This is a genomic window from Brevibacillus composti (assembly GCF_016406105.1).
GTDB classification, from domain to species: domain Bacteria; phylum Bacillota; class Bacilli; order Brevibacillales; family Brevibacillaceae; genus Brevibacillus; species Brevibacillus composti.
Map to the genome: position 1 here is coordinate 3,706,247 of NZ_CP066308.1, position 11,723 is coordinate 3,717,969.

Sequence of the window (11,723 nt, forward strand, 5' to 3'; positions counted from 1 at the left end):
CTGCATGTTTCCAATCAGATGAAAGTGAGTCATTTCTTGAGGAAATAAGGTATAATGGGAACATTGACAGATAGGAGGTTTCCATGCCGATGAGTCGTTATCAATTCGTTACTCTGGCGCTAGCTCTTGGCGTAGCCGCCTGCTTCATCGGGGTTGGCATTGCGATTGGTGAGCGCAGCTCGCTCGGTGTCATAGGCGGAGTCCTTGGCGCCTGTGCCCTGATGGGATACGGTTTTTCCTACAAGCGGAAACACATGCGCTAGCTCTCGGATTCTACCTTCGCACGAGCAGGCTGTTTACGTAAAACAACAGGGATGGCAGTCCTTTGGCCTGCTTTAACAGCTGTCTGGCGATCGTGTAAATGCGCGGCTGATTGCGGTTTACTTTGCGATCTACCAGGTAAAAGGCCACGAGACCATCCACAATCATACGGTGAAAAGCTGGATTGGGCAAGCCTTCGACGCTTGCCTTTGCTTGTTTGATAAAGTGCTGCAAGCGCTCGGTCGCCTCCTGCTCGGAGCGGTAGTAGCTGACGAAGTTCAGATCGCCGCCGAGCCTGTCCTCCTCCAGGTCGATCAGGTAGTCCAGCAGGATATGCAATCCGCTGATCCAGGGAAAGTAGGCTTGATTGACAGCGGCAATCTCTTCATCCGCTACCTCTTTTTCCGTCGCCATGCAGAACAAGGCGAAGATGTTGATCGTCGAGCCCGTCACGGCCGCGAATTCCTGCCAGAAAAGCCCCTCGTTTTCGCTCTTATGTTCCTCCCACCACGAGAGCAGCCGTGCCTCCCGCTGATCGTGAGCAATATGCTTGTACACCTGCAGGTCACTATAGAGACAGGATAGTCTCAGGACATGCGGCTTGATTTTTTCGTAGCCGGGCAATTGGGCCGCATACCGCTGGCAAGCGAGCACCAGTTCCGCCAGAAATCCCCCGTCGTCCTTTTCATCCCGGTATTGGTAGTAGTCCCGAAGCGGAGCCCCCGGCGTCAAAGCGTCCTGCATCGACACATGCAGCTGGCGAAAGTCCACGGGGTCCAGCGACGTGCTCCGATCGCAGAGATTGTCGAGATAGTCGCTGATCGTCTGGTACGCCACAATCAGCGGCACGATGACCTCCGCGTGAGGAATCACCTGTGTCGCGTATACCGATCCGCCCTGGCAATGAAATTTTTTACTCTCCATGCTGGCCATCGCCTGCTTGCGCAATTCCGGATCATCGATTCTTTGCGCCCGCTCGTACCAGGCACCGAACTCCCGCTCCAAGACGGGCTGTATATGGCGATACATCCGATACAGTAATTGCCACGGATGTCGTAGCTCTCTCACGTCATTCCCTCCTCGCCGGCAACACTGTTGCACCCGTATCGCAAATCCAATAAGGCCTGTTGGGCGATGTTGGATTTCCTTCCCTTCAATAGAGATATCTTACCACAAATACCGGCCCGCTCCAAAAGGGATTGCTTCCTGCCCCACAGTTATCCCAACAAGCGTTTTGCTTCCAGATACAGCACGTAGATGAACTTTTTTGCGTTGATCCGGGTGGTGGACGGAGCCGATTCCACATGGTCCTCCAATTCCTTCATTCGTTTGCGGACTTCCGTAAAATCAAAGAAGGTAGAAGCGTAGTTCTCAAATTTGGGATTGGCGTAATCGGTCAAACCGAGTGAGGCCAGATGGGAGAGCGCCTGGTAGATCGCCCGCCGCACCCGCTGCTCGGCCGCTTTTGCTTCCTTTTGCAGTTCGGTTTCGCTCGCCGCGTCGCCCAGCTTCTGGCGGGCGACGCGGAGAAAGATGTCTTTTAAAGAAGGGAACTTGTAATCCCCGGCAGCTACCTTCTCTTCCCGGTGCAGGCAGCCAAGCATCTCCAGCAGGTCTTTGCTGCCGCTTTCCCCGATCATCCCCAGCTCTGTGAGCAAAAACTTTCCGGGGGTCTGGATCGTTTTTTCGGTAAAGGGCTGCTCCTTCTTTTCTCGCGCCGCTCCCCCGCCCAGCACGCTGAGCGAGCGCTGGATGCCCTCGATCGATCGCTGCAAGAGGATCCGCTCCTGCACTTTTTGCAGCACGCTCAAGACCTCCAGCCGATTGATCGGCTTCGTGATATAGTATTCGATACCGAGCGAGTAGGCCTCGGCGATCATTTCTTTGGACTCGATCTGGGAGATCATCACGATGCGCCCCTCGAAGTCCCGCAGCTGCCGGATCGTCTCGATCCCATCCCGGTTGGGCATCAAGAGATCGATCAAAAGAATGTCTACCCTCTTCATGTGCAAGTAATCCGCATCGATTTGCGAGCCGTCCTCCGCTTCTCCCGCTACGACTCCCAGATCCGCGTCCTCGATGATCTGCATCAGCATCGAGCGCACCGCCGGATCGTCATCTGTGATGAAGTATCGCATACTATCAACCTTTCTGGACAAGATTAGCGATCGGCAAACGAATCCTGAAGACAGTCGAATACCCCTCTGTACCTTCCAATAACTCTACCTGCCCCTTCAGGTTTTCCACGACTTCCTTTACATAAGAAAGCCCAATTCCCGTCGACGGATTTCCGGACACGTCGTACTTGGTCGTAAAGCCGGGCATGAACAAGAGCTCGCGATCCCGGACGACGATTCCCGGACCATCGTCTTTCACCGTAAACAGAAAGTCCTTGTCCGCGTCCAGCTTGACCTCGATGGCGATCGTGCCGCGCTCGCGAATGGCCTCTACCGCATTGGCCACCAGATTGTTCAGGAGAGACAAGGTCGTAAAGATATGGCAAGCGAGGTAAGGAGACCCCACCTGATGCGTAAAGCTGATGTCTTTGCCCAGCAGCCTGGCGTACTTTTCATTCGCCCGCACGACGACTTTCATCAGTTCGCCCAGCGGCATGTAATCGCGGTCATTCTCATCGGAGATCAGCTTGGATAAGCCTGCAAAGATCCGCTGATTGTCCTTTTTCACTTCATGGACCTGCCCGGCGATCCGCAGGGCTTGCCGCGCATACTCCTCCCCCTGCCCGCCGGCCTCATCCTGCTTCAACTGGCGGTAGAGCTCGTAGCAGTCCCGGGTGATTTCCTCCACGTCCTGAAGCGTCTTCTTCAGATGAATCGATTCCTCGTATAGATTGGAGACCAGCATGAGCATGTGCTCATTTCGCACCCGCTGCTGCTCCTCCATCCACTTGGCCTGCCGAAGCTGAATCATGTTGAAGAAGCTGAGGACGAAGAAACTGCGGATCAGCGCGATGACCGCGACCGGACTGATCACTTCCCACTGAAAGATGGCGTGCCAGTGAGGGGATCGAAATGCCAGCTCCACCAGATTGGCGGCGATCTCGGCTACCGTCGCCAGAATCCCGACGAGAAGCGGGAACTGGTGAAGCTGATTGACGCGGGCCAGTGAAAAGATCAGCGAAAAGGTCACGTAAAAGAAAAAAGCAGGAAAATGCATCTGAACAGAGGAGACCAGGTCAAATGACTCGTAGGTGAGCCAGTCCAGCCCCAGCCGAAACAACACGACGGCCAGTCCTGTCAGCGTGCCCGTGAGATACGCAGGGATTTTGCGCAGCCACAGCAAAAAAAAGAAAAACGCCGTCGTTCCAAAACTGATGCGAAAGTCATCCTGGAAGGGATGAAACTTCAACTCGCCCGCGATGGGAACGGCCAAAAGCATCACTAGCAAAATATACAAGCTTTCTCTCATAATCGTCCGCTTTCTTTGTCGAATGATTTTGATATCTATTTTACTATACTTTTCTATAGTTTTTTGTAGTTTTTTATAGGTATGCGCTTACACTGCTAGATGGTAGTTCCTTTGTCCTCGCAAAAATCGTGTATGATTGCGATGACCAGGGACTATAGGAAATGTAAAGAAAATTATCGTAAGGGGGATTTTTCATGAAAAAACGCAGTCTCCTTCTCTCTCTGGCGCTGCTCCTGACAGCATCGCTCGTAACAGCCTGTGGCGGCGGTGGCGGCAACAGTGCAGGCGGCAACAGCGGCGGTACAGGGAGCAACGGCGGAAGTGCAGCCGAAAGCAACGATCCGTCCCAGCTGATCATCGCAACGGGCGGTACCGGCGGAACTTACTATCCGCTTGGCGGCGGTATGGCTGACCTGATCGGCAAAAACGCCGGCGTCACCGCTACTGCACAAGCAACAGGCGCTTCTGCTGAAAACATCCGTCTGATTCGCGACAAAAAGGCTGATATCGCTTTCACGCAAAGCGACATCGCTGACTACGCGAGCAAAGGCGAAAACATGTTTGCGCAAGACGGCAAAATCGACTCTTTCCAAGCGATGGGTTCTCTGTACAATGAGACCATCCAAATCGTGGTATCCAGCGACAGCAACATCAGCAGCGTAGCTGACCTGAAAGGCAAGCGCGTCTCTGTAGGCGCTCCTGGAAGCGGCACCGAGATGAACGCGCAGCAAATCCTGGAAATGTATGACCTGAAATTTGAAGACCTGCAACTGCAGCGCCTCTCCTTCGCTGACTCCGCGAAAGCGATTCAAGACGGCAAGCTGGATGCAGCATTCCAAACAGCTGGTACGCCAACTGCTGCCATTACCGAATTGGCTGCTACCAAAGGCGTGAAAATCATCCCGGTCGATGCTGACAAGATCGATGCGCTGATCGCAAAATATCCGTTCTATGTAAAGACCACCATTCCGGCTAACACCTACACGACTGTTCCGGAAGAAATCAATACCGTATCTGTAAAAGCGATGCTCGTTATCCGTGCTGACCTGAGCGAAGATCTGGTCTACAAGGCAACCAAAGCCATTTTCGAAAACACGGACAAACTGGGCCATGCAAAAGCGAAAGAAATCACGATCGAAGAAGGACTTGCTGGTGTGAGCTTGCCGGTTCACCCTGGTGCGAAGAAATTCTTTGAAGAAAAAGGCGTAAAATAAACACCTTATGCTTCACAGAAAACAACCTGGTAGCGGGAAAGGGCGGACCTCGTTCCGCCTTTTCTCCTTACTTTTGTTGATCGCTGTCCTTTCTATTCTTATCATCCCCCTTTTTCCGACTCTAGTCATCCGGGACAATGAGACGAACCGGATCGTCTGGAGCAGCCGAATCGAAGAAAACAGCACCTTTCAGATCCGTTGGACTCATTCCATTCACCGCTCTCCCGTGGTGGAGACTTACCTCATCCAAAACGGGCAGATTCTCTTATCCGAATTGACTTTTCAGGATTACGGCATCGGCATGGAAAGCGAGTTGGCTCCCGGTGAACAGCTGATCAGTCAAGACGGCCAATTTCGCATCGTCAATATGAATCGCGTATTCCCTGCCCTGCACCTGTTCATCGGTCAGGTGAGGGCTAATCATACACTGCTTTTCGCTGGAGGGGAAATACCGCTCGCCAGCCTGGATCAGCCGGGAGCGGCCGTTACCATTCAAGTGGAGAAGCGTTCCATTTTGAATGAGATTGGAGGGTACTAGATGAGCACACAACAACACATGAGTCAGCAAGAAATGGATCAGCTAATCGCCCAGTACGACAAAGAATCCGCCGTTCGCCAGTTTATCGGACCGATGAAGTGGATTACCTTTTGTCTGTTGGTACTCTTTACCGTATACCAGCTGGTCAGTACGATTTTCTTTGCGCTTCCGCCGCAAATTCACCGACCGATTCACTTGGCCTTTGGTCTGGGACTGATTTATCTGATGTATCCGCTCAGCACCAAGCGAAACAACAACAAAATCGGGATTGCCGGGATTGTGCTTGCAATCTTCGCCTTCCTCCTGCCCCTGTATTGGGTCTACGATTACGAAGGCTTGGTCGTGCGCACCGGAAACTACACGACGCTTGATCTGATCATCGGCGGCATTGCCATCGTCCTGGTGATCGAAGCGGCTCGCCGCGTCGTTGGCTTGCCCATTGCGATCATCGCATCGCTGTTTTTGCTCTATACCTACTTCGGACCGTGGATGCCGGGCTTCCTGGAGCATCGCGGAAACGATGTGGACCGCATCATCGGCCACTCGTTCTACACACTGGAAGGGATTCTCGGAACACCGCTCGGGGTATCCTCCACGTTTATCTTCTTGTTTATCTTGTTTGGCGCGTTTCTGGAAAAGACAGGTGTGGGACAGTACTTTAACGATCTGGCCCTCGTTGTAGCCGGACGCCGCATCGGCGGACCTGCGAAGGTAGCGGTATTCTCCAGCGCCCTGCAGGGTACGATCAGCGGCAGCTCCGTTGCCAACGTGGTGACCTCCGGATCGTTTACGATTCCGATGATGAAACGCCTTGGCTACCGCCCCGAGTTCGCGGGTGCCGTGGAAGCCGCGTCTTCCACAGGCGGACAAATCATGCCGCCGATCATGGGAGCCGCAGCCTTTTTGATGTCGGAATTCTTGAACATCCCTTATTTTGAAATTGCCAAAGCCGCTGCGCTTCCTGCGCTTCTCTACTTCACGGGAGTCTGGATCATGACGCACCTGGAAGCGAAAAGACTGGGCCTTCGCGGGCTGAAAAAAGAAGAGTTGCCTGACAAAAAAGCGGTCCTGAAGCGGGTATACCTGCTGTTGCCGATCTTTGTCATCATCGTCACCCTGATGAGCGGCGTTTCGCCCGAACTGTCCGCGATTATCGGGATTGCTTCGACCGTCGTCGTCGGCGCATTCCGCAAAGAGACGCGGATGTCCATCATCGACATTATGGAAGCCTTCGCTTCCGGTGCCAGAACGGCATTGGGCGTCGTTGCCGCTACCGCCTGTGCGGGCATTATCGTAGGGACCGTCACCCTGACCGGTATCGGTCTGAAACTGGCCAACGGCCTGATCGATCTGGCTGGCGGTGTCTTGATCCTGACCCTGTTCTTCACCATGATCGCCTCGCTGATCTTGGGGATGGGCACGCCGACTACGGCAAACTACATCATTACATCGACGATTGCAGCTCCTGCTCTGATCCAGATGGGTGTTCCGGATCTGGCTGCTCACATGTTTACGTTCTACTTCGGAATTGTCGCGGATATTACGCCGCCTGTCGCACTTGCGGCCTTTGCTGCCGCCGGCATCGCCAAGTCGAAACCGATGCAGACCGGTGTTCAATCCACCAAGCTGGCAATCGCCGCCTTCATGGCTCCGTATATCTTTGTCGTGTCGCCGCAATTGCTGCTCATTGACACCACCTTCATGGAGTCGCTGTGGGTGATGATCACTTCGATCCTGGGTATGATTGGCGTGGGCGCCGCCATCATCGGGTTCTGGATGTCCAAGCTGAATCCGCTCGAGCGCTTGTTGGCTGCTGCTGGCGGTATTCTGGCCGTCATTCCGGGTCTGGTGACAGATATTACAGGTCTTGGCCTTTTGGCAGTCGTTTTCGCCATCTCTTTCTACAAAGGTCGCAAAAGCGATACAACAGTCGCTGCATCTTAAGCAAAAAAACGGGTTTCCCACAAGGAAGCCCGTTTTTTTACTGCTTAAAAAAAGCCTTCATCATCGGCGGCGTGACTACCGTCGTCACCAAGACGACGAGAACGATCACGGGAAAGAGCGATTCTGCAAGCAAGCCTCTTTCCAGGCCGATGGCGGCGATAATCAAGGCGACTTCTCCCCGCGATACCATGGCGGCCCCGATCCCGAGAGAGCTCCTCCAGCCAAATCCGGAGAGTCGGGCGCCGATGGCGGAACCGACCAGCTTGGTCAGGATGGCCAACACGCTGAGCAGGACGATGACCCACAGATAGCGGGAGAGGCCCGTAAAATTGACAGCGACCCCGATCGTCGTAAAGAAGACCGGCACGAACACGGAATAGCCGATCGTCTCCACCTTTTCAAACACCTCGTGCTTGTAATCGGTGAGACTGATCGCCACACCCGCGATATAGGCACCGATGATCGCGGCCACCCCGGCGTATTCCGCCAAGGCAGAGAAGAAAAAACAGATCAGCAGGGCGGCCGAGATGACGGCTTCGCTCACCCGCAGCGGCGCAAACCGCTTCAGGATCCAAGGAACCGCCTTCCACCCGGCCAGGATCGCGAGTCCAAAAAAAGCGGCTTTTTTCCCTACCAGTGCCGCCAGATTTACTTCTCCGCCAGCCGCACTCATGACAAAAGCCAGCGCGATAATGACCAGCACATCGTCAATCACCGCCGCGCCGAGGATGGTCATGCCTTCTCTGGACTTCAACCGATCCAGCTCCTTGAGCGCCTGGACCGAGATGCTGACACTCGTCGCTGACAGCAGGAGGCCGAGAAAAATGGCTTCCAGCGTCGAGAGCTCCATTAGCAGACCGGTCAGATAGCCCAATCCCAGGGGCACCAGAATCCCCGCGATTCCGACGTATGTAGAGGGCTTTGCGGTCTGTCTCAGCTCCTCCACATCCGTCTCCAGACCGGCGATGAACATCAAGAGAAGCACGCCGATTTGGCTGAGCTGATGCAAAATATTCTGATTGGTGATGATCCCCAATACGGCCGGACCCAACACAATGCCAATCAAAAGTTTTCCCAGAACGGAGGGCTGTCCCAGCCGTACGCTGAGATCACCCGCTATTTTCGAGGCGAATAAGATCACGGCTAAATGAAAGACAAGCATGACGGCTACCACCCCTTCAGCTTATCTTTTGAAACGGACCTCCCTCTTATGTGAAAAACGGGCCCCTTTTTTGGGACCCGTTTGCCTATTCTCGCACTTCACCCATCAGCCTTGTCCAGCCGTCAGCCTGTTCCACTCTTCGTTCCTTCATCAATTTGCCCAGGGCACGTTTGAACGCGGACTTGCTCATGGCAAACTTCTCACGGATGACATCCGGCTGCGTATCGTCCGTATACGGCATCGCCCCTCCCCGTTGGGTGAGGTAGGCCAACAGCTTGTCGGCGTCTTCCCCGTACTGCACTTCTTTGCGGACGCGCATCGAACCGTTGATCCGGCCGTCTTCGCGAACGTAGCTGACCCGGCAGCGAACGGATTGACCCAGACGAAGCGGCTCGGTCATCTCTTCCCGATGCACAAACATGACATATTCATCGTCAGTGAACAAAAAGGCGCCATCTTTAATGACTTTATAGACGGTTCCCTCCACCCACTGATTATGCGCGCTATCCGGGGCAGGGACCGCTATTTTGTTGATCTCCTCTTCCGTTACGGGCTTTGCGAGCAAACGTCCCAGCTTGTCCCGCTTCAGCGAGACGAGCAGCCTGTCTCCGATGCGGGGCCATTCGAATTTGAGTTTAGGCAGGTCATCGACAAAGAGCAGCAGGTCTTTTCCGATGCCATTGTCCAGAAAAACACCCATCTGCGGCATGCTGTCCACGACCTCCAGCCAGCCGTATTCATTCAAGCCGACGTAGGGCTGCTCCATCGTCGCTGCCAGCCGGTTCTCATGGTCGTGATAAAGAAAAACGTCCACCTCGTCCCCTGGGGACAGCCTCCGCTCTGCTTCCCGGCGATGCAGGAACACTTCATCCTCGCCAGCGCGCAGAAAGTAGCCGGGCTCGATCTCCCGCTCCACAGTCATGGCGAGCTGCATCCCCGCCTGCAATCCTGCGGGTGGCGTATACGGCCTCTTTTTGGCACCGGTTTGGATCAGCTTTCCCGTCAGGTCGCGCTGGACGCGTCCTTTGCGCTGGATGCGCGCGCCCGGCCGATTCCCCTGATGTCTCGAATTTCTTTGGTTTCGTTGGTTCATTCTGCTTTCCTCGCTTCCATATGTACCCTAACTATACCCATTCTCCTCCACGCATGACCACTCCTTTTTGCAGCTGTTCGGCAGATTTCGCGAAAAACAGGCAAGTCTGCCCCATTCCGTCATACATATGGTGTACAAGTACGCGTGAGATGGGAGCGAAGACGATGATTGTCTTACTGGAACATATTTTTCTCGGGATCGTACAAGGCCTCACCGAATTCCTTCCGATTTCCAGCACGGGTCATCTGGTCTTATTCCGCAAACTGTTCGGGATGCAAGAAGCCGGTCTGCTGTTTGATACCATGCTTCACTTCGGCACGCTGATTGCGGTCGTCCTCGTCTTTTGGACAGAAATCACCCAGGTCCTGCGGAATCCTGCCGGCAAGCTGGCCCGCCTGCTCGTGGTCGGAACGATTCCGACAGCGGTGATCGGCCTGGCCTTTGAAGATTATTTTGAGGAGATCTCCCGCACAGGTGTCACCATCGGCTGGGAGTTCCTGGCGACAGGGGCGATTCTCTGGGGAGTGGAGTCGATGCGCCGGGGGAATCGCAAATTCGCGCAGATTACCTACACCGACGCCCTGCTGATCGGGACGCTGCAGGGCGCTGCGATTCTGCCCGCCATCTCCCGCTCAGGCCTCACCATCGCCGGTTCCCTGATGCGCGGAATCGAACGGGCGGACGCGGCCCGCTTCTCGTTTCTCCTGTCGCTGCCAGCCATCCTCGGCGCCTCCGCGCTGCAGACGGTAAAGCTGGCGAAGGCTCCTGCCGAATCTTATGAGCTGATCCCGCTCATCGTCGGTACCGGCTTCGCCGCCATCGCCGGCTATGTCGCGATCCGCTGGATGCTGAAAATCATCAGCACCGGCTCGATGAAGGGCTTTGCCGTCTATGTATGGATTCTCGGAGGCCTCATCCTGGCCATGCAGTATCTGGGCTGGTGATAGCGGTACGGGTCCCCTATACGTCAAAAAGCTGGCCCATTCGCCAGCTTTGCTCACTTGATCTCGCCACGGTCTTCATAACGGCTGGCTACCAGTTTGCCGATGAGCAGGACGATTCCGTAAAAGGCCGTGGCCAGCAGGGACGTGGCCAGCCACGTGACCGTTCCCAGGAACAGATACAGCAGGGCATGGGCCAGAAAAATGCCGATGAGCCAGACGAACACATTCATCCGATTGAGAAAGGCCATCAGGTTGCGCAAACGAACGACACCTCCAACAAGTCCATCTCTTGTTGTTATTGCCGTTCTCCCGGCAAGTTATCCCCGCCGTGCATCCCTTTTCTCACTTTTCCCCGCGCACCTGAAAGTCGGCCCGAACGAGAATCTCGGCCAGCACCTCCAGCGGTGTATGGGCTACCTGTCCGTATATGCTTTGCGTACGAAGATGGGATGCCTCCGGGAATTCCTCCTGGAGCTGAGCGCGCAGCTTTCTCCCGCTTTCGTCCTCATCCGTAAAAATATAGATTTCGTCCGCTTCCGCCAGCCGCTCGGCCAGCTGGAGCGCCTTTTCCTCGCTGTAGGTTCCATAGGTGCAGACAAACAGCACAGGTTCGGCCAACACCTTTTGCAGTTGTTCCCGATCCGTCTTTCCCTCTACGATGATCGCCCGTATCCCGTCCATCGCCAACTTCCCTCCGTTCCCCTTCATAGGACCAGTATACTTCACTTTTCTGGACAGCCAAAAACCCAAAAAAGGACCGCTGCTACAAAATCTGGATGGGTAGCAAACCGCTTCGAATGGAAACGTAACGGTAGGATCAACAAGAAAGGGTGAACCGCAATGTCCAACTGGAAAAGCGCCAAAAACCTGAATCAAAAAGGACTGGCTGTCACCGGGCTGACCAGCAGCACGGTCGCTGACGACACGCATACGGAAGATAATCAGGGCAACTCCAAAGCCCATCGAAACCAGGAGAAAAAAGAAATACGCCCGATGTGAGGAAGCAAAGAAGCCTGGGAGTCAGGCTTCTTTTTTCATTCCGGCATGCTTGCTCCCGCTTCCCGTGCACCTTTACATCCAGGAGACCTCCTGCTATGCTGATCTAATCAAAATCTTTTTATTCGATGCAATCGTCAGCATC

General features: G+C 54.6%; 13 protein-coding genes. 6 read left to right on the top strand and 7 right to left on the bottom strand.

Features of this window, described 5'->3' with window-relative positions; translation table 11 throughout:
- Positions 1-89 precede the first annotated feature (89 nt).
- On the top strand, positions 90-263 hold the full coding sequence (locus tag JD108_RS18670; RefSeq protein WP_198827459.1) for a DUF5325 family protein: 174 nt from the start codon (positions 90-92) through the stop codon (positions 261-263).
- A gap of 10 nt (positions 264-273) precedes the next feature.
- Here JD108_RS18670 and JD108_RS18675 read toward each other — a convergent pair whose 3' ends face one another.
- From JD108_RS18675 to JD108_RS18685, 3 genes are all read right to left on the bottom strand, one after another.
- Positions 274-1,329: a tetraprenyl-beta-curcumene synthase family protein gene (locus tag JD108_RS18675; protein ID WP_198827460.1), complete on the bottom strand. Its 1,056-nt coding sequence runs from the start codon at positions 1,327-1,329 to the stop codon at positions 274-276.
- Between the two features lie 149 nt (positions 1,330-1,478).
- Positions 1,479-2,399, bottom strand: coding sequence for a response regulator (locus tag JD108_RS18680; protein ID WP_198827461.1), 921 nt, complete (start codon positions 2,397-2,399; stop codon positions 1,479-1,481).
- A gap of 4 nt (positions 2,400-2,403) precedes the next feature.
- Positions 2,404-3,687, bottom strand: a complete 1,284-nt coding sequence (locus JD108_RS18685; protein ID WP_198827462.1) for a sensor histidine kinase — start codon at positions 3,685-3,687, stop codon at positions 2,404-2,406.
- Between the two features lie 194 nt (positions 3,688-3,881).
- Here JD108_RS18685 and JD108_RS18690 point away from each other — a divergent pair, with 194 nt between their 5' ends.
- Genes JD108_RS18690 through JD108_RS18700 form a run of 3 tightly spaced genes read left to right on the top strand, consistent with a single transcriptional unit; the run spans position 3,882 to position 7,383 of the window.
- A complete protein-coding gene (locus tag JD108_RS18690) occupies positions 3,882-4,901 on the top strand; it encodes a TAXI family TRAP transporter solute-binding subunit (RefSeq protein ID WP_198827463.1) in 1,020 nt (339 codons plus the stop codon).
- Between the two features lie 7 nt (positions 4,902-4,908).
- Positions 4,909-5,439, top strand: a complete 531-nt coding sequence (locus JD108_RS18695; RefSeq protein ID WP_198827464.1) for a DUF1850 domain-containing protein — start codon at positions 4,909-4,911, stop codon at positions 5,437-5,439.
- Positions 5,440-7,383: a TRAP transporter permease gene (locus JD108_RS18700; protein WP_198827465.1), complete on the top strand. Its 1,944-nt coding sequence runs from the start codon at positions 5,440-5,442 to the stop codon at positions 7,381-7,383.
- 37 nt (positions 7,384-7,420) lie between these two features.
- Here the strand turns inward: JD108_RS18700 and JD108_RS18705 are convergent, their stop codons facing one another.
- Entirely contained in the window at positions 7,421-8,545 is a 1,125-nt protein-coding gene (locus JD108_RS18705) for a cation:proton antiporter (RefSeq protein WP_198827466.1), read from the bottom strand.
- Positions 8,546-8,630: 85 nt separating this feature from the next.
- Positions 8,631-9,479, bottom strand: coding sequence for a CvfB family protein (locus JD108_RS18710; RefSeq protein WP_407649446.1), 849 nt, complete (start codon positions 9,477-9,479; stop codon positions 8,631-8,633).
- Between the two features lie 323 nt (positions 9,480-9,802).
- Here JD108_RS18710 and JD108_RS18715 point away from each other — a divergent pair, with 323 nt between their 5' ends.
- The gene (locus JD108_RS18715) at positions 9,803-10,582 is read left to right on the top strand and encodes an undecaprenyl-diphosphate phosphatase (RefSeq protein WP_198827468.1); all 780 of its coding nucleotides are present in this window, start codon (positions 9,803-9,805) and stop codon (positions 10,580-10,582) included.
- A 53-nt stretch (positions 10,583-10,635) separates the two neighbouring features.
- Here the strand turns inward: JD108_RS18715 and JD108_RS18720 are convergent, their stop codons facing one another.
- Together JD108_RS18720 and JD108_RS18725 are read right to left on the bottom strand one after the other, a co-directional pair.
- Positions 10,636-10,842 carry a hypothetical protein gene (locus tag JD108_RS18720; RefSeq protein WP_198827469.1) on the bottom strand — a complete coding sequence of 69 codons (207 nt, stop codon included), beginning with the start codon at positions 10,840-10,842 and terminating at the stop codon, positions 10,636-10,638.
- Positions 10,843-10,924: 82 nt separating this feature from the next.
- Positions 10,925-11,263: a toprim domain-containing protein gene (locus JD108_RS18725; RefSeq protein WP_198827470.1), complete on the bottom strand. Its 339-nt coding sequence runs from the start codon at positions 11,261-11,263 to the stop codon at positions 10,925-10,927.
- Between the two features lie 159 nt (positions 11,264-11,422).
- Between JD108_RS18725 and JD108_RS18730 the strand changes: the two genes are divergently transcribed.
- On the top strand, positions 11,423-11,581 hold the full coding sequence (locus JD108_RS18730) for a hypothetical protein (protein ID WP_198827471.1): 159 nt from the start codon (positions 11,423-11,425) through the stop codon (positions 11,579-11,581).
- The last annotated feature ends 142 nt before the right edge of the window (positions 11,582-11,723 follow it).

What these genes read in the sequence shown, in the direction of transcription:
- JD108_RS18685 (WP_198827462.1), bottom strand. Translation starts at nt 3,687, where the DNA reads ATGAGAGAAAGCTTGTATATTTTGCTAGTGATGCTTTTGGCCGTTCCC.
- JD108_RS18705 (WP_198827466.1), bottom strand. Translation starts at nt 8,545, where the DNA reads ATGCTTGTCTTTCATTTAGCCGTGATCTTATTCGCCTCGAAAATAGCG.
- JD108_RS18680 (WP_198827461.1), bottom strand. Translation starts at nt 2,399, where the DNA reads ATGCGATACTTCATCACAGATGACGATCCGGCGGTGCGCTCGATGCTG.
- JD108_RS18730 (WP_198827471.1), top strand. Translation starts at nt 11,423, where the DNA reads ATGTCCAACTGGAAAAGCGCCAAAAACCTGAATCAAAAAGGACTGGCT.
- JD108_RS18700 (WP_198827465.1), top strand. Translation starts at nt 5,440, where the DNA reads ATGAGCACACAACAACACATGAGTCAGCAAGAAATGGATCAGCTAATC.
- JD108_RS18715 (WP_198827468.1), top strand. Translation starts at nt 9,803, where the DNA reads ATGATTGTCTTACTGGAACATATTTTTCTCGGGATCGTACAAGGCCTC.
- JD108_RS18690 (WP_198827463.1), top strand. Translation starts at nt 3,882, where the DNA reads ATGAAAAAACGCAGTCTCCTTCTCTCTCTGGCGCTGCTCCTGACAGCA.
- JD108_RS18670 (WP_198827459.1), top strand. Translation starts at nt 90, where the DNA reads ATGAGTCGTTATCAATTCGTTACTCTGGCGCTAGCTCTTGGCGTAGCC.
- JD108_RS18725 (WP_198827470.1), bottom strand. Translation starts at nt 11,263, where the DNA reads ATGGACGGGATACGGGCGATCATCGTAGAGGGAAAGACGGATCGGGAA.
- JD108_RS18710 (WP_407649446.1), bottom strand. Translation starts at nt 9,479, where the DNA reads ATGCAGCTCGCCATGACTGTGGAGCGGGAGATCGAGCCCGGCTACTTT.
- JD108_RS18695 (WP_198827464.1), top strand. Translation starts at nt 4,909, where the DNA reads ATGCTTCACAGAAAACAACCTGGTAGCGGGAAAGGGCGGACCTCGTTC.